The sequence below is a fragment of the Hymenobacter sp. BT559 genome (genome assembly GCF_017571525.1).
Taxonomy (GTDB): domain Bacteria; phylum Bacteroidota; class Bacteroidia; order Cytophagales; family Hymenobacteraceae; genus Hymenobacter; species Hymenobacter ginsengisoli.
This window is the reverse complement of sequence record NZ_JAGETY010000003.1, coordinates 1-17,011: the sequence shown is the minus strand read 5'-3', so window position 1 is coordinate 17,011 and position 17,011 is coordinate 1. Positions and strand designations below refer to the sequence as shown.

The following is a 17,011-nucleotide window of genomic DNA, read 5'->3' as shown; positions in this document are numbered from 1 at the left end:
GCATGACGGCCTTTTTGATTGCAGAAGTCTTGTCTAAATTAAATCACCCAATTCCTTGATGCCAATTGGCCGTTGCACGGTGTAGCCTTCCCCAAACTCCACGCCTATCAAATGGCCAAACTCGCGGGCTCGCGCTTCCATGAAGTGCGAAAACGTCTGGCCCGAGAGGTAGGTCTGCGGGGCCGCAGGGTCGGCATTTTTATTGAAAAACTGCGTACTATAGGCGTTGATACTAGCCCATTTACCCTGCCAATAAGGTGTAATATCCACCACAAAATCGGCCGGAATCTGGCGGTCCTGGATGTAGTGATACACGTGCTTGGGGCGCCAGGCCGCCTGCGGCTGGCCATCCTCCCCTAGCGTTTCTATCATGCGCAGGCCACTCAAAAAGCAGGCGTCGGTAGCGAGCTGCGCGCCGCGGCCGTGGTCGGGGTGGCGGTCGGCGATGGCGTTGCAGAGCACAATCTCGGGCTGGTAGCGCCGGATGGCCGCAATAAGCGGCAGCTGATGCTCACGGTCGTTCTTAAAAAAACCATCGGGCAAGCCTAGATTTTCGCGCACGCTGAGCTGCAAAATCTTGCTGGCCGCTTCTGACTCAGCTGCCCGGGTTTCGGGGGTGCCGCGCGTGCCTAGCTCACCACGGGTAAAATCAACGATACCTACCTTCTTGCCCGCTGCTACCGCAGCCAGCAACGTGCCCGAGCACGACATCTCTACATCATCGGGGTGGGCCCCTAGGGCCAGAATATCAAGCTTCATCACAGTAGTGCAGAATTATTTAACCCGAAGCTTTTTACCCGGCTGCAACTTGCCATGCAGGCTAGGGTTCAAACGTTTGAGCGTACTAACGCGCACGCCATAGCGGTCAGCAATCTCCGAAAGCGTATCGCCCTGTCGGATTTTATGCGTCGCCACTTGGCGCGCAGCCGTAGGCTCGCCCCGGCTCCGGCTGCCCCGGTGCAGCGCCCGGCTATAGTAATTAAACAGCGCCGAGGTTATCGTAAACGTCTCGCCCCGCAGCTTGTAGTCGGGGAAGTCGTACACGTAGGTAGGGTTTATTGGATTGCCTTCGTAGCGCACTTCAAAGTGCAGGTGCGAGCCCGTGCTGCGCCCCGTACTGCCTCCTAGCCCAATTACCTGCCCAGCCTTCACGAAGGTGCCCACTGGCACCAGCGGCTTGCTTAAGTGCCCATAGAGGGTTTCCAAACCGTTGTAGTGGCGCACCAGCAGGTAGTTGCCATAGCCGCCACCGTCCCACTTGCTGATGCGGATAACCCCGTCGAAGGCTGCCCGCACCGAGTCGCCGGTATCCAGGTCGAGGTCTACGCCAAAGTGCCAGCGCCCCCACCGAAAGGTAAAGCCTGAAGTGATAGGCGTAGTGGAGAGCGGCATTTTGGCAAAATGCTGCCGGGCCGGGTCTACTAAATGCAGGGTGAGCGTGTCGCGAATGCGCCGGCCATCTACCCGATAGGGGTTGATGTTGTGCGTGTCCCAGATGGCGTAGTAGCCCGCTACTTTCACCCACGAGGAGTCGATAAGCACCTCGTCCGACATCTCCACAATCTCCTGCCCGCCCTCATTGAGCGTGGTTGTATCCTCACTCACAATGCTGAGCTTACGGGCCGGATTAAATATTGATTTGGCGGCGTCGGAGCGGTCGTCGGGCAGGTCCTCCGTTTCGATAATAGTGGTTGTATCCGGCTTCACATAGCGCATCTTAGGCGTGCGTATGCGGAAGAAGTCACGGTTGCGCGGGGAGCCTGCCTTGGCTTTGGGAGCGGGCGTTTTTTTGCGGCGCTGTGCCTGCACGGGCGTCCCCACCCCTAGCCAGCAGGCTAGCAGCAGCCACAACGCGGGCAAACGAAAAAGGAATTTGGGAAAAGTCAACGGAGCCAAAAATGACGGCAGTGGCTTGCTTCACAAACCACTGCCGAACGTTAGCAAAAACAAGGTCGCCGAACCTGCGTCACTGGCTGCAAACCGGCTCGCTAGCCCTGCTGCAGGCCAGCCAGGTAGCGCTCCGCATCGAGGGCGGCCATGCAGCCCGAGCCAGCGGCCGTTACGGCCTGGCGGTAGGTAAAGTCCTGCACGTCGCCGCAGGCAAACACGCCATCCACGTTGGTTTTGGCGGTGCCAGGCAAGGTTTTGAGGTAGCCCTGCTCGTCGTGGTGCAGATAATCCTGGAAAATCTTGGAGTTCGGCTCGTGGCCAATCGCCACGAAGAACCCATGAACGGGAATCTCGCGGGTTTCGTGCGTCACCAGGTTCTTCACCCGCACGCCTTCTACGGCATGCTCGCCCAGAATCTCATCAGTAGCCGTGTCAAACAGCACCTCAATCTTGGGGTTAGCCAGCACGCGCTGCTGCATAATCTTGGAAGCGCGCATAGCGTCCTTGCGCACCAGCATATATACTTTAGAGCACAGGTTGGCGAGATAGTTAGCTTCCTCGGCCGCCGTGTCGCCGGCACCTACAATGGCGACTTCCTTGCCGCGGTAGAAAAAGCCGTCGCACACCGCGCAGGCCGATACACCCGAGCCATTGAGACGCGCCTCCGAAGGGAGCCCTAGCCACTTGGCCGAAGCGCCGGTAGCGATAATGACGGCGTCGGCCGTCAGCTCAGTTATTTCGTCAACTGTCACTTTATGAGGATGGCCCGAAAAATCTACTTTCGTAGCGATACCATACCGGATGTCAGTGCCAAATCGTTCGGCCTGCTTTTTCAGGTCTTCCATCATTTCCGGGCCCATTACCCCATCAGGATAACCCGGAAAGTTTTCTACATCGTTGGTGATAGTTAACTGACCGCCGGGCTGTAAGCCCATGTACATTACCGGTTTTAAGCCCGCCCGCGCGGCATAAATAGCAGCCGTATAACCAGCCGGACCCGACCCGATAATCAGGCAATGAATGTGTTCCATGTGTAGGATAAGCGCAAGCTTACCTTTTCGTAACAGCGAATAGTTGAAGTAGAGCAAGCACAAGCTTACCCTACAAAAAACCCCAACCTCACGGTCGGGGTTTTCAGCCAGCAAATTTAAGTAAAATTAGCCCAAATACGGCTTCAGCGCCTTCGAACGCGACGTGTGACGCAGGCGGCGAATAGCTTTCTCCTTTATCTGACGCACCCGCTCGCGGGTCAGGTTAAACTTCTCGCCAATTTCCTCCAAAGTGAGGGCAGCTTCGCCATTCAAGCCGAAATAAAGCGTAATCACATCGGCCTCGCGCTTGGTCAGGGTTGAGAGCGCCCGTTGCACTTCTTTGCGCAGCGAGTCGTTCATCAGGCCCGAATCAGGGGTTTCCTCGTCTTCGTTTTCGAGCACGTCGAGCAAACGGTTTTCTTCGCCTTGCACAAACGGTGCGTCAACCGATACGTGGCGGCCCGAAATCTTGAGCGTATCAACTACTTCCGAGGTCGTAAGCTCCAGCACCTCAGCAATTTCTTCAGGCGAGGGCTCGCGCTCAAATTTTTGCTCCAGCTCCGAGAACGACTTGCTGATTTTATTCAGCGAGCCTACCCGATTCAGGGGCAAGCGCACAATGCGGCTCTGCTCGGCCAGGGCCTGCAGAATGCTCTGGCGAATCCACCATACGGCGTAGGAGATAAATTTAAAACCACGGGTTTCGTCAAAACGCTTAGCCGCTTTGATAAGGCCCAGGTTGCCCTCATTGATGAGGTCGCCCAGGCTAAGGCCTTGGTTCTGATATTGTTTAGCCACCGACACAACGAAGCGCAGGTTGGCTTTAGTCAATTTTTCGAGCGCTTTCTGGTCGCCATCGCGGATGCGCTGCGCCAGCGTCACCTCCTCGTCGGGCGTCAGCAGGTCCACTTTGCCAATCTCCTGGAGATATTTATCCAGCGACTGGCTTTCGCGGTTAGTAATCTGCTTGCTGATTTTTAGCTGTCTCATCGGTAACGGCGCTAACTAGGTAGTTCTAAAGAAGTTATTCGGAAGATAATAGGCTAGCAGTTGTGCTGCTAATACGACCGAAAACAACAAGGCTATACGCGCTAAAGTTCTTTTCGGCCATTTGGCAACCCTGCACGGGAGCCAGCCAACAGGATTAAAAATCACCGGCTGGCTTGCGTGCAGGGTTGCGCAAAAATTACGCCTGCTTTTCGAGCAGTGCTTTGCGCGAGAGGCGGTACTTACCGGTTTTCTTGTCGATATCTACCAGCTTCACGTCGATTTCCTGGCCTACTTCGAGTACTCCTTCGAGCGACGCAATGCGCTCATGGGTCACCTCCGAAATGTGCAGCAGGCCATCTTTACCCGGCATAATCTCCACGAACGCGCCGTAGGGCTGAATGCTGCGCACTTTGCCTTTGTAGGTTTCGCCCACTTCGGGCTGCGCCGCGATAGCCCGGATGCGGTCGATAGCGCCCTGCATATCCGTCTGGTTAGAGGCGTAGATGCTTACGTGACCCTTCTCGTCCTTCTCCTCGATAATCACCGTGGCGTTGGTGTCCTTCTGAATCTGCTGAATTACTTTGCCACCTGGCCCGATTACGGCGCCGATAAACTCCTTGTCAATCAGCATCTTGTGCGAGCGCGGCGTGTGCGCTTTCAGCTCGGGAGCTGGCGCAGCGATGGTCTTAGCCATCTCACGCAGGATGTGCAGGCGGCCTTCGCGGGCCTGGTGCAGCGCGGCAGTCAGGATTTCATTGCTCAAGCCCTGGATTTTAATGTCCATCTGGCAGGCGCAAATGCCTTTCTCCGTGCCCGTCACTTTAAAGTCCATATCGCCGAGGTGGTCCTCATCGCCCAAGATGTCCGAAAGCACGGCGTACTCACCGGTTTCCTTGTCTTGCACGAGGCCCATAGCAATACCGGCTACGGCGGCACGCACCTTCACGCCGGCATCCATGAGGGCTAGCGAGCCCGCGCATACGGTAGCCATCGAGCTAGAGCCGTTCGACTCCAGAATGTCCGACACGATGCGAATGGTATAGGGGTTCTCGTCTTCGGGCGGCAGCACGCGCTTCAGCGAGCGGGCGGCCAGGTTGCCGTGGCCGATTTCGCGGCGACCAGCCCCGCGGTTGGGCTTCACCTCACCGGTCGAGAAACCGGGGAAGTTATAGTGCAGCATAAAGCGGCTGAATCCCTTGGTCAACGGCTGGTCGATGATTTGCTCATCGAGCTTGGTGCCGAGCGTGGCCGTGGTCAGGCTCTGGGTTTCGCCACGGGTGAAGATAGCCGAGCCGTGGGCGCCGGGCAGATAGTTGATTTCCGACCAGATAGGGCGGATTTCGGTAAGCTGGCGGCCGTCGAGGCGCACACGCTCCTTCACCATCATGTCGCGGATGGCTTTCTTTTCAGCTGAGCTGTAATAGCGGCTAAACTGCTTCATATCCAACTCGGGCTGTTCGGCCACGAGCTGCTCCAAAAACGCCTTCTTTACCTGCGAGAAGCCTTCCTTACGGCCGGCTTTGCTGGTGTTGCCGCTGCGGGCCACGTCGTAGGCACCTTGGTATACGGCTTCGTGAACGCGCTTTTTCAGTTCGTCGTTTTCCTCATACTTCGGATATTCGCGAGTAGGCGAGTCAGCCGTACGGCCAACAGCCTCAGCTAGGTCCTTCTGAAGCTGCACTTGAGCCTTAATAGCCTCGTGAGCGAAAGCGATGGCCGCAACCATCTCTTCCTCGCTTACTTCGTGCATTTCACCTTCCACCATGGCTACCGAGTCGGCCGTGGCACCCACAATGAGGTCCATGTCGGCGCGAGCCAAGTCGCTGGTTTTGGGGTTAATCTGGAATTGGCCATCGATACGGGCCACGCGCACTTCCGAAATCGGGCCGGCAAACGGAATGTCCGAAATAGCCAGCGCTGCCGAGGCAGCCAGGGCGGCCAGCGCATCCGGCTGCACCTCCTTGTCGGCCGAGATGAGGTTAATCATTACCTGCACCTCGTAGTGGTAGTCCTTCGGGAACATGGGCCGCAGAATGCGGTCTACGAGGCGGCAAATGAGGATTTCATAGTCGCTCAAACGGCCTTCGCGACGCTGAAACGAGCCGGGAATTTTACCGGCCGAGCCGAATTTCTCCTGATAGTCAACTGAGAGCGGCAGAAAGTCAACACCTTCGCGCTGGCTAGGGGCTGATACTACGGTGGCTAGCAGCATCGTGTCGCCGAGGCGCACTACAACAGCACCGTCAGTAAATTTGGCCAGCTTGCCGGTTTCAATAGAAATCTGGCGGCCGTCGGGCAGCGCCAGGGTTTTAGTAATCGCGTGGGGAGCGGGCATTGGACAGAATTGGACTAGAGACAATAGACACCAGACATGAGCAGCAAAGCGGATATTCCGCTGCGGTAGCAGCCTGCACCGACCCATTCGGCGCGGGCGTCGGGGCTACCGTCTCATGTCCAAAGCAAAGCAGACAATGGGCAAAAAAAAGAGTAGGGAACCCTCGCTGGAAGGCTCCCTACTCTTAGCAGTTGGGCTTACTTGCGGATGCCCAACTCCTTGATAATCGCACGGTAGCGGTTGATTTCGCGGTGCTGGAGGTAATCCAGCATGCGGCGACGCTTACCTACCAGTTTCAGCAAGCCCAGGCGGGTGCTGTGGTCTTTCTTATTGGTCTTCAGGTGCTCCGTGAGGTGCTGGATGCGGTGCGTGAACAGCGCAATTTGCGACTCGGCCGAACCGGTGTCGGTGGTAACTTTCTGAAGGCTGTTTTTTTCGAAGATGGCCTGCTTGGCCTCGGTCGAGAGTTTCATCGGCAGATAGGGAGAACCCGTCTTAGATATGAGAAATAAGAGAAATGCGTACCCCGCACCTCGGGGCGGGCGCAAAGGTACGCCATTTTTCTCAGGGTTCCAAGCCCTATTCGGTTATTGGGGTGGCTAGCTGCCGCAGGCGTGGAAAGCGCGGCAGGCGCTGGGCCAGGCGCCGCCAGAAATCCATTTCCAGTAGACCCGAATCGTTGTAAGCTTGGTATAAAAAGAAGATGCCAAACGGAAACAGGATGCTATTCGATAGCCACATGCCCACACCTACCGGCAGCACGAAGTCACGCCCATACTTCGAGCCCATGGTATCGAAAACGTAGAAAATGATGAAAAACAGAATAGAAACCAGAATTGGCACCCCTAGCCCACCCTTCTTGATAATGGCCCCTAGCGGTGCCCCAATCAGAAACATGAGCAGCACCGCTACCGACTGCGTGTACTTGCGATAGACCTCGATGCGAAACTCGGCCGAGTCGCGCGCCACCTCATACAGATGCTGCGAAGAGGATGTTACAAACGACTGCACGTTATGGGCGCGGCTCAGCGCTTGCTCGACCTGCGAAGCCGAGAGCGGGGTTAGCCGCGCTGGCGATACCTGCAAGTGCGCCAATTTACGATTTTGGGCCCGGCCCATCGTATCAAGGCGCAAGTAGGTGTAATAGCCGCCTAGGCGGGCGGGGAGCAACTTGCGCTCGCGCGCCAGAATGCGCTGGATAGAATCGACGCTGTGGTGCAGCTGCGGAATGTTCAGCATCATGCGGTTCTGCTGAAACAATTCCTGCTTAGTACGGTCGAGGTTAAAGGAGGCTAGCGAGAATGTTATCACGTTGCGCTTAAAGCCCTCCCTGATAAAGGACGCCGCCGAGCGATTCTGGGCGTCGGGCTGCTCTACGTACGTATGGCCGCGAAATAGCTCAAACCCCAGGTACTGCCCGCCAAAGCGCGTAAACATGCGGCCCGAGTCGGCGAGCATCACGGTGGCATTGCCCGACTTTTGGGTGTGGTCATAAATCATGACGCCCATCAGGATATCTTTCTCCGGCCCTACCTTCTTATCCACCTTGATGGTATAGCCAGGGATGCCATTATAGAAAACGCCCGGCCGGATATCAAGAGCCAGCTTTTTTTGGCGCACATCCCAGAGCAAGCTATAAGCTTTCAGGTTGGCTTTGGGTACGATGCGCTCATTAAACCAGAAGGCCGTAATAGCTAGCCCCATGCTCACCAGCCATACCGGCCGCAGGATGCGCGTGAGTGCAATACCCGAGGCCTTAATAGCCGTTAGCTCATGGTGCTCGCCAAGGTTGCCGTAGGTCATCAACGACGACAACAGCACGGCCAGTGGCAGCGAAATGGGCACGATGAGGATGCTGAAAAAGAACAGCAGCTGCAAGAGCACGCCTGTACCAAGGTCCTTACCTACAATATCGTCCAGATATTTCAGCAGCGTATGCGTGAGCAGAATAAACTCCACCACGGCAAACGTGAGTAGGAACGGCCCTGCAAAGGCCTTCAGAATCAGCTTATCTAGTTTTTTCACAACGGCGAGTATATGCGCAGGTGGGCAGCCTGAATTCAACGCTAACGCGGGCCGGTCGCTTCTAGTGCGAGCTAGCGCCAGAGGATGCTAGCCCCCTACCTGGTCGCGCAGCTTGCCCACGAGGCCTTCCCAAATCTCCTGCTGCTCCTGCGTGTCGGCATGGTCGGAGTAGTCAGTTACCCGCAAAAATACCTCATCCGTGATGCGCGACAGTTCCAGGGTAAAGTCGAGGTAATTGGCATCCTGCTGCGGGCGCTTCTGCTCGTCTAAAAACACGTAGCGGATGCTTCGGCCAGGCCGCTGGGCCACTATTTCGGCAAAATGACTTTGCTTGTCCCACACCATGTTGAGGCGATGGTCGGGGTCGAGGCGTACGTCGTCGCAAAACCACTGCGAGAGGCCCGAAGCCGAGGCGATGTAGGGAAAAAGTATTTTGGGTGAGGCGTTTATCGAGTATTCCATCTCGAAGCGACGCTTGGCGCTAGCGGCGGGCATAGCCATAAGCAGAAAGAAAGGCGCCCGTCACCACCCACTAAAAGTGGCTCTGCGGGCAGGAAAACGAGTATTTTTTAAATCAAGGCTTGCAAGCAAAGAATTTCTCAGTACCTTTGCACTCCCAAATCACCAACTGGCGGGGTAGCTCAGTTGGTTAGAGCACAGGATTCATAACCCTGAGGTCACGAGTTCAACTCTCGTCCCCGCTACTTTCGGCCAGCGCCGTTCCGAGTTACTCGGGGCGGCGCTTTGCTTTTGTACTAGCGGCAGCCGCCTACCTGGCGGCTGGTTAGGAACTGGCCAAAAGCGTGCTGACTGTTGGGTTGGAAATGACAAAGCGCTTGCCTCCACTATCGGGGGCAAGCGCTTTTCAGAGTCAGTCGAAAGGCCAGGGCTAGCGAAGCAGCCCAGCCCGCATTACTTCACTTTCTCAACGATGCCCGCAAAAGCAGCGGGATGGTTCAGGGCGAGGTCAGCGAGCACCTTGCGGTTGAGTTCGATACCAGCCTTTTTGAGGCCGCCCATCAACTGCGAGTAAGACAGACCGTGCTCACGGGCACCGGCGTTAATACGCTGAATCCAGAGCGCGCGGAACTCGCGCTTCTTCACCTTGCGGTCGCGGTAGGCATAGAGCAAGCCCTTTTCTACGGCGTTCTTCGCAACGGTCCACACATTCTTGCGCCGGCCATAGTAGCCTTTGGCAAGGCGCATTACCTTCTTGCGGCGGTGGCGCGAGGCCACGTGGTTTACACTTCTTGGCATAACCTAAGTTGTTTTTGGCAGCCGGCGCTCGATGATTTACCGAAGCTTCAGCCGGAAGCCTGGTGATGGTTTAGATATTCAGCATCTGGTTCACCCGGTTCATATCGGCCGAGCTAACGAGGCCAGCGTGGGTGAGGGCGCGCTTGCGCTTAGTGCTCTTCTTGGTCAGGATGTGCGACTTGAAGGCGTGCTTGCGCTTTACTTTGCCGGTGCCGGTCAGCTTGAAACGCTTTTTGGCACCCGACTTGGTTTTTACTTTGGGCATGGGTTGTGATTGATTATTGATTGTTAGGTACTGACGCTGAACGGGATACTCATCCGGCAGCGGCAGCCATCAACAAACGGGGTGAAGCTATTCGGTAGCAGCAGGCTCTTCGGTAGGCTTAGCCTCTTTGGGAGCTTTCGGTGCTTTTTCGCCTGGAGCAGTGGGCTTGGGAGCAGCTTTGGCCACTACGGCCGCCTTAGGGGCGAGGTAGAGGAACATACGCTTGCCTTCAAGTTTGGGCAGCTGCTCTACTTTGGCCAGCTCTTCGAGGGCCTGGGCAAACTTGAGCAGCAAAATCTCGCCACGCTCCTTAAAGACGATGCTACGGCCCACGAAGTGCACGTAAGCCTTGATTTTGGCGCCTTCTTTCAAAAACTCCTGCGCGTGCTTGAGCTTGAAATCGAAATCGTGGTCGTCGGTATTAGGACCGAAACGGATTTCCTTAAGGACAACCTTGGTTTGCTTGGCCTTTAGCTCGCGGGTTTTCTTCTTCTGCTCGTACTTGAATTTCGAGTAGTCGATGACGCGGCACACGGGCGGCACGGCCGTAGGCGAAATCTCCACCAGGTCCAGATTCTGGTCCTGGGCCATTTTACGGGCCTGGTCGATGGAGTAAACTCCTTGTTCGACGTTATCCCCCACGAGGCGAACCTCGCGAGCGGTGATTTTCTGGTTGATTTTGAACGGCTCCTCCACCTGTTGGCGGGGCACGTACCGACGATTCGGGGTAGCTATGGCGAAAGTCCTCCTGCTAAAGTGTGGCGCGGAAAGTTTTTAAGGCGAACGACTAGCTTATTGGCCGAGCGTTCGGGGGGCAAATATCCGACTTTTTACCGGTAAATCAAAATAATACCTAAAAAAAGGAGTAGCCGATACGTTCGACTACTCCTCAATTTATCAGCTAGCCTGATTACCCCTAGCCCATTGCTTCCGCAATTTGGCTATTAACGCTTTTCACAAAAGCGTCGATGGGCATAGACCCGATGTCACCTTCGCCGTGGCGGCGCACGCTCACTAGGCCATCCTGCGCTTCTTTCTCGCCTACAATCAGCAGGTAAGGGGTTTTAGCGATTTCGGCGTCGCGGATTTTGCGGCCAATGCGCTCGTCGCGCACATCGACGGTACCGCGTAGCTCAGCAGCTTCGAGCTTGGCTTTGACTTCGTGGGCGTAGTCGGCAAACTTATCGGAGATGGGCAGCACGATAAACTGCTCGGGCGAGAGCCAGAGCGGGAAATTGCCGGCCGTGTGCTCGATGAGCACTGCTACGAAGCGCTCCAAGGAGCCAAACGGCGCCCGGTGAATCATCACCGGACGGGCGCGGGTGTTCTCGGGCGTCACATATTCGAGGTCGAAGCGCTCGGGCAGGTTGTAGTCGACTTGGATGGTGCCTAACTGCCAACGGCGGCCTAGCGCGTCGCGCACCATAAAGTCGAGCTTGGGGCCGTAGAAGGCTGCCTCACCTAGCTCCGTAACGGTGGCTAACCCCTTCTCAGCCGTCGATTCCTGGATGGCGCTTTCGGCCAGGGCCCAGTTTTCGTCGGTGCCGATATATTTCGTCTTGTTTTCCGGGTCGCGTAGCGAAATCTGGGCGGTGAAGTCGGTGAAGCCGAGCGCCTTGAACACGTAGAGTACGAGGTCAATCACTTTCTGAAACTCCTCCTTCACCTGGTCGGGGCGGCAGAAGATGTGCGCATCGTCCTGCGTGAAGCCGCGTACGCGGGTGAGGCCGTGCAGCTCGCCCGACTGCTCGTAGCGATACACGGTGCCGAACTCGGCCAAGCGCACCGGCAGGTCGCGGTAGCTGCGGGGCTTGGTGCGGTAGATTTCGCAGTGGTGCGGGCAGTTCATTGGCTTGAGGAAGAACTCCTCGCCGGGGTTAGGGGTCTTAATAGGCTGAAACGAGTCGGCACCGTACTTCTCGTAGTGACCGCTGGTTACGTACAGCTCCTTGGCACCAATATGGGGCGTCACAACTGGCTGATAGCCAGCCTTCACCTGCGCCTTACGCAGGAATTGCTCTAAGCGCTCGCGCAGCGTGGTGCCCTTGGGCAGCCACAGCGGCAGGCCGGCGCCCACCTTCTCAGAGAAGGCGAATAGCTCCAGCTCCTTGCCCAGCTTGCGGTGGTCGCGGCGCTTGGCTTCCTCCAGCTTTTCGAGGTACTCGGTGAGGTCTTTGGCCTTGGGGAAGGTGATGCCGTAGAGGCGCGTGAGCTGCTTGTTTTTCTCATCGCCGCGCCAGTAGGCGCCGGCCACGTTCATGATTTTGGCCGCTTTGATAGGGCCAGTGTCGGGGATGTGCGGCCCGCGGCAGAGGTCAGTAAAATTGCCTTGGGTGTAGAATGTGATGTTGCCGTCTTCGAGGCCGTCAATCAGTTCCAGCTTGTAGGGGTCCTGCTTGTCGGTGAAGTAGGCAACCGCTTCGGCCTTTGGCACTTCGCGGCGCTCGAACTTGCTTTTGTTCTTGGCCAGTTCGAGCATCTTCTTCTCTATGGCCGGGAAATCGTCGCTCGAAATGGTGCGGCCTTCGCCCAGGTCCACGTCGTAGTAGAAGCCATTTTCGATGGCCGGGCCAATGGCCAGCTTCACGCCGGGATACAGCGCTTCGAGGGCTTCGGCCATGAGGTGGGCCGAGGAGTGCCAGTAGGCCTGCTTGCCGCCGGCATCGTTCCAGGTGAGGATTTCAAGGGTCGCATCCGCAGTGAGGGGGCGGTGCAGGTCGCGGATTTCGCCGTTTACTTTTACGGCCAAGGCATTGCGGGCCAGGCCTTCACTGATGCTGGCGGCGAGGTCGTAGCCCGTCGAGCCGGCTTCGACCTGGCGGACGGAGCCGTCGGGGAGGGTAATGTGGAGCATAAACTACTGCCTGCGGTGAGCGCAAAGCAGGCGCAAGTTACACCAAGGGGCGCGAGCAATGCTACCCTCACGGCCCGGGGCAACTGCGGCCCCCAAGCGGGCCTAGCGTATGGGCAGCGGGGCTAACGGCGCCACGGGCTGCGGCCGGCTGACGGGGTTGGCGGCCGGCCGCCGGTAATATACCCGTGGCCCAGTGCGCAGACTATCGGGCAGCGAGGCCTGCACCAGCTCGTTGGTTTTCCAGACCTTGTAGGTCCAGTGCTGATTAGTAGGATTTTCCAGCACCAGCATGCGGTATTGGCGCAGGGCTTCGGGGAGGCGGTGCTGGCCTTCGAGGGCCTCCGCCAGCAAGGCACGGGCGCCAGGCAGGCGCGGGTTGCGGCGCAGCGCCCGCTGCAAGTGCGGAATAAGCGCAGCCGGCCGCTGGCCGTGAGCACTGGCAGCCAGGGCCAGCCGGTAATCGGCCCGATACTGGGTGGTATCGAGAGCCAGGGCGCGGCGATAGTAGTACAGCGCGCTATCGGGGCGGCCTTGCAGCTCCAGCTGGCGGCCATAGTCGTAGTGGAGGGCCCCCGAGGCCGAGTCGAGGTGCAGGCCCTGGCGGGCGTAGTGGGCCGCCTCCTCGGGCACGCGATAGGCGTTGAGCAGAAAGGCCAGCTGGTGCAGAATCTCGGGCTGGCGCGGGTCGCGGGCACGGGCGGCCTGCAGGTAGTCGAAGGCCTGAGCCGTATCGGCGGTGGCGGCGTAGGCTAGCCCTTTGTAAAAAAGCGCGGCGGGCTGGTCGGGGTCGAGGCGCAGGGTGCGGTCGAGGCTTTCCAGGGCAGCTTCGTACTGGCGGGCGGCGAGGTGGGTTTCGCCTTCGAGCAGCGGCAGCTCCGGCGAGTTGAAACCCGCATCGGCGGCGCGGCGGGCAGCGGCTAGGGCCTCCTTGAGACGGCCGAGGGCCCGCAAGGCTCGGGCCTGCAAAAAGTACAGCTCGCCATCCTGGTCGTCGACTTGCAGGGCGGCTTCGACATCGTGCAGAGCGGCTACGGGCTGCCCGGCGGCCAGCCGCAGGCTGGCGCGGCGGGCCAGCAGGTTGGTATTATCGGGCTGTTGCTGAATGGCGCCGTCGAGCTCATCGGCCTGCACGCGCGGGCCGGTGTGCACGGTAGCCAGGTCCACGAGGGTATCGGGCCGCTCGGTGGGCGTGCTGTGGCAGCCAGCCAGCAGCAAGGCCAAAACAGGAAAAAGCCGACGATACATAAGACTTCGCAGAAACAATCCTCAAAAATAGCGCCCGGGCACCCATGCACTGAAAACCGGCGCCGCTCCTCCCCTTACTGGTCCGCTAGCCTCACGTCTGGCTTTTGCGGCGCCAGTAGTGTTGCGGCTGAGTCATTCATGGCCCGCCCCTTGCTCAGCCGCTCGGCAGTTTCTTTGCGGGCATGAAAATTCTTCTTGTTGAAGATGAGCCTTCCGTGGCCGCCTTCCTGCACAAGGGCCTTACGGAGCAGGACTACACCGTAGACCTGGCCGCCGATGGCCTGCTAGGCCTGCGCCGCGCCCAAAGCACGCAGTATGACTGCCTGATACTGGACCAGATGCTGCCCGGCCTCAGCGGGCTGGAGGTGTGCCGCCAGGTGCGCGCCCACGACCCGGGCGTGCCCATTCTGATGCTGACGGCGCTGGGCGAAACGGATGATAAAATTCGTGGCCTCGACGCCGGGGCCGACGACTACCTCGTTAAACCATTTGCTTTCAGCGAGTTGCTAGCCCGCATCCGGGCGCTGGTGCGCCGCCGCACCGAGGCGCCGGCCCCGGGCGCCGTGCTGCGCCTGGCCGACCTCAGCCTCGACCCTAGCACCAAGCGCGTCGAGCGCGCGGGCCAGCCCATCACGCTCACGGCCCGCGAATTTGCCCTGCTCGAATACCTGCTGCGCCGCCAGGGCCACGTAGTGAGCCGCGCCGATTTGCTGGAGTACGTCTGGGATTTAAGCTTCGATACCGGCTCGAACGTTATTGATGTGTACATCAATTTCTTGCGCAAGAAACTTGATAAAGGCTTCGACCCTAAGCTCATCCATACCCTGGTAGGCATGGGCTATGCGTTGCGCATCAATGAGTAATAACCATCTGTTAGTCAATGTCTATACGCCTGCGGCTGGCGGCCCAGTTTGGGGCCATTCTGGTGATTACGCTGGTGCTGTTTGCGCTGGCTATCTACTTCGTGACGCAGCGGGCGCGGCGGGAAGAATTTACCCAGAGCCTCTTCAGACGGGCCCTAGTGGTGGGCCACGCCTACGCCGACGGCCAGGCCCGGGCCGATTCGAGCCACCAGGCTTCGTACCGCTTGTATCTGCGGCAGCTCTACCGCACGCTGCCCGCCGAGGAAGGCCGGGTATATGACCCTAGTGGCCAGCTCGTGTTTCGGGAGGGCCAACGCCCGCCGACCCAGCCTATTCCGGCCGCCTGGCTGGCCGAAGTACGTCAGCTGGGCCGGGCCGTGCTTGAGCCCGAGGCCCACTACCACGAAACGGTGGGCCTGCTTTACCAGGATGTGCGGCTAGGCCCGCTGGTGGTGGTGGCCGCCTCGGTCGATGAGGAAGGCCGCAGCCAGCTCGCTGGCCTGCGCCAGGTGCTGATAGTGGGCCTGGTAGCCGCCGCCGCCGTGATGAGCGTGGGCGGCTGGCTGCTGGCCGGGCAGGCCCTGCACCCGCTGCGGCGCATGGTGGGCGAGGTCGATGGCATCACGGCCACCGACCTGAGCCGGCGCCTGACCCAGGCTACGGGCCCGGCCGACGAGCTAGGCCACCTGGCCCAGCGCTTCAACCGCCTGCTCGACCGGCTCGAATCGGCATTTGCGGGCCAGCGCACCTTTGTGCGTGATGCCTCGCATGAGCTACGCACGCCGCTTACGGCCCTCATTGGCGAGCTCGAAGTAGCGCTGCTGCCCACCGAGCGCCCCACCGCCGACTACCGCCGCACGCTGCAAAGCACCCTCGATGCGGCGCGCCAGCTTAATGGCCTCACCAATGGCCTGCTGCAAATAGCGCGGGCTAGCGGCGACCCCTCGCAGGTGCCTATGACGCAGGTGCAGGTAGATGAGCTGCTGCTACAGGCTCATGAACAATTGCTGCGCCGCTACCCTACCTGCCGCGTCGATGTGGAGCTGAGCGACGAGCCCGCGCCCGCCGTGCGGGGCAACGAGGCTCTGCTGCTGGCTGCCATTCTCAACGTGCTCGACAATGCCTGCAAATATTCGGCTGGCGCCGCCCGGCCGGTACTGGCTAGCCTGCTGCCCACTGACAAAGGCCGGCTGCGCCTGCTAGTACAAGACTACGGCCCCGGCCTCAGCCCAGCCGATTTGGAGCAGGTGTTTGTACCATTTTTCCGGGCCGCGGCGGTGCGGGCGCTGCCGGGCCACGGCATTGGACTGCCGCTCACGGCTCAGATTATGGCTTTGCACGGCGGCTTGGTACGCGTGGTAAGCGAGCCTGACCGGGGCACCGAGGTGTGGCTCGAATGGCCAGCGATGGGCTAGTTAATATTTCTTTTAAGTGCGTTGTAAAAACGCTGAACTGACGTAAATCGGTCGGATGGCCTCCAGCCGTCTGACCGGTTGGATGCGCTTGCCCACAGCCTACCCTACCCCCACGCCACCCTCTTTAAGCGCTATTGGCCAAGACGCCCGGGCGGGGCTCGTGGGATTTTTGGTAGCGCGGCCGCTGTGCCTGGGTATTTCGCTAGCCTCAGGCGCGCTACTGCTCGCGGGTATGGAGACCGGCATCGTGGGTGGGCTGCTCGTGAGTGTGCTCAGCGGCTCGGCTGTGAGCATGAGCGGGCTCTTACCTGCGGCGCGATGAAACCGCTGGCCCCGATGCCGACCTGCTGCCCCTGCCCGAGCACATCTCGTTTCTCAATAAAGCCAGCATCGTAACGACCCTCGACCCACTACCCGCCGGCAGCCGCGTGCTACTCGATGGCGCGCTCCAACGTTATTGACCAAGACGTGCTGGAGGCCATCGAGGCATTCCGGCAGGCCGCCCCGGCCCGGGGCATAGCCCTCATCCGGACCGTTTCTGTGGGCGGCCATTAGACCCTGGCCGCTACCTTTCCGCGCTTTTCACTTTTTAGCCTTCTGGTTTTACCCTATCTATGGCAGCTTCGCTTGCATCTGCTCAAACAGACTCTTCCGGCATTCAAGGGATATTGGCGAACAATCGCCAGTGGGTGGCGAGTAAGAATGCCGAAGACCCGCAGTTTTTCCAGCGCCTGGCCAACGGGCAGCAGCCCAGGTACCTGTTCATCGGCTGCTCCGACTCGCGGGTGCCGGCTTCGGGCATCACGGGCACGGGCCCGGGGGAGATGTTTGTGCACCGCAA

The 17,011-nt window shown here is 59.0% G+C and carries 16 protein-coding genes, 1 tRNA gene and 1 pseudogene; 5 read left to right on the top strand and 13 right to left on the bottom strand.

Annotated features, from left to right (window positions below; genetic code table 11):
* Positions 1-33 precede the first annotated feature (33 nt).
* The 8 genes from bshB1 to J4D99_RS04640 form a co-directional block, all read right to left on the bottom strand.
* The gene (gene bshB1, locus J4D99_RS04675; RefSeq protein WP_208130554.1) at positions 34-759 is read right to left on the bottom strand and encodes a bacillithiol biosynthesis deacetylase BshB1; all 726 of its coding nucleotides are present in this window, start codon (positions 757-759) and stop codon (positions 34-36) included.
* A 15-nt stretch (positions 760-774) separates the two neighbouring features.
* Entirely contained in the window at positions 775-1,887 is a 1,113-nt protein-coding gene (locus tag J4D99_RS04670) for a M23 family metallopeptidase (protein ID WP_236018531.1), read from the bottom strand.
* 101 nt (positions 1,888-1,988) lie between these two features.
* Entirely contained in the window at positions 1,989-2,921 is a 933-nt protein-coding gene (gene trxB / locus J4D99_RS04665) for a thioredoxin-disulfide reductase (protein WP_208130553.1), read from the bottom strand.
* Positions 2,922-3,047: 126 nt separating this feature from the next.
* The gene (locus J4D99_RS04660) at positions 3,048-3,911 is read right to left on the bottom strand and encodes a sigma-70 family RNA polymerase sigma factor (RefSeq protein ID WP_144842942.1); all 864 of its coding nucleotides are present in this window, start codon (positions 3,909-3,911) and stop codon (positions 3,048-3,050) included.
* A gap of 196 nt (positions 3,912-4,107) precedes the next feature.
* Complete coding sequence (gene pnp, locus J4D99_RS04655; protein ID WP_208130552.1) at positions 4,108-6,246, bottom strand: polyribonucleotide nucleotidyltransferase; 2,139 nt, start codon at positions 6,244-6,246, stop codon at positions 4,108-4,110.
* Positions 6,247-6,443: 197 nt separating this feature from the next.
* Positions 6,444-6,719: a 30S ribosomal protein S15 gene (gene rpsO / locus J4D99_RS04650; protein WP_173112759.1), complete on the bottom strand. Its 276-nt coding sequence runs from the start codon at positions 6,717-6,719 to the stop codon at positions 6,444-6,446.
* A 106-nt stretch (positions 6,720-6,825) separates the two neighbouring features.
* Positions 6,826-8,271, bottom strand: a complete 1,446-nt coding sequence (locus J4D99_RS04645) for an LptF/LptG family permease (RefSeq protein WP_208130551.1) — start codon at positions 8,269-8,271, stop codon at positions 6,826-6,828.
* 87 nt (positions 8,272-8,358) lie between these two features.
* Entirely contained in the window at positions 8,359-8,772 is a 414-nt protein-coding gene (locus J4D99_RS04640; protein ID WP_236018530.1) for an START-like domain-containing protein, read from the bottom strand.
* Between the two features lie 129 nt (positions 8,773-8,901).
* On the opposite strand from J4D99_RS04640, the gene J4D99_RS04635 reads away from it, so the two are divergent.
* Positions 8,902-8,975, top strand: a tRNA-Met gene (locus J4D99_RS04635).
* Between the two features lie 208 nt (positions 8,976-9,183).
* On the opposite strand, the gene rplT is transcribed toward J4D99_RS04635, so the two are convergent.
* The 5 genes and pseudogenes from rplT to J4D99_RS04610 all read right to left on the bottom strand — a co-directional run bounded on the left by rplT (position 9,184) and on the right by J4D99_RS04610 (position 13,868).
* A complete protein-coding gene (gene rplT, locus J4D99_RS04630) occupies positions 9,184-9,528 on the bottom strand; it encodes a 50S ribosomal protein L20 (RefSeq protein ID WP_068333791.1) in 345 nt (114 codons plus the stop codon).
* 70 nt (positions 9,529-9,598) lie between these two features.
* Complete coding sequence (gene rpmI / locus J4D99_RS04625) at positions 9,599-9,793, bottom strand: 50S ribosomal protein L35 (protein WP_208130550.1); 195 nt, start codon at positions 9,791-9,793, stop codon at positions 9,599-9,601.
* A 177-nt stretch (positions 9,794-9,970) separates the two neighbouring features.
* Positions 9,971-10,528 (bottom strand): annotated as a pseudogene (infC, locus tag J4D99_RS04620) (translation initiation factor IF-3); the annotation flags it as partial.
* Positions 10,529-10,709: 181 nt separating this feature from the next.
* On the bottom strand, positions 10,710-12,647 hold the full coding sequence (gene thrS / locus J4D99_RS04615) for a threonine--tRNA ligase (RefSeq protein WP_208130549.1): 1,938 nt from the start codon (positions 12,645-12,647) through the stop codon (positions 10,710-10,712).
* Positions 12,648-12,749: 102 nt separating this feature from the next.
* Positions 12,750-13,868 (bottom strand): tetratricopeptide repeat protein, encoded by a 1,119-nt coding sequence (locus J4D99_RS04610; protein ID WP_208130548.1) that lies wholly within the window; start codon positions 13,866-13,868, stop codon positions 12,750-12,752.
* A 206-nt stretch (positions 13,869-14,074) separates the two neighbouring features.
* Here J4D99_RS04610 and J4D99_RS04605 point away from each other — a divergent pair, with 206 nt between their 5' ends.
* The 4 genes from J4D99_RS04605 to J4D99_RS04590 form a co-directional block, all read left to right on the top strand.
* Positions 14,075-14,755: a response regulator transcription factor gene (locus tag J4D99_RS04605; protein ID WP_208130547.1), complete on the top strand. Its 681-nt coding sequence runs from the start codon at positions 14,075-14,077 to the stop codon at positions 14,753-14,755.
* Between the two features lie 17 nt (positions 14,756-14,772).
* Positions 14,773-16,170 carry a HAMP domain-containing sensor histidine kinase gene (locus tag J4D99_RS04600; RefSeq protein WP_208130546.1) on the top strand — a complete coding sequence of 466 codons (1,398 nt, stop codon included), beginning with the start codon at positions 14,773-14,775 and terminating at the stop codon, positions 16,168-16,170.
* A gap of 82 nt (positions 16,171-16,252) precedes the next feature.
* Positions 16,253-16,492 (top strand): hypothetical protein, encoded by a 240-nt coding sequence (locus tag J4D99_RS04595; protein ID WP_370551400.1) that lies wholly within the window; start codon positions 16,253-16,255, stop codon positions 16,490-16,492.
* Between the two features lie 292 nt (positions 16,493-16,784).
* Positions 16,785-17,011 (top strand): carbonic anhydrase (locus tag J4D99_RS04590; protein ID WP_304607915.1); only part of this gene is annotated, 227 nt, incomplete at its 3' end.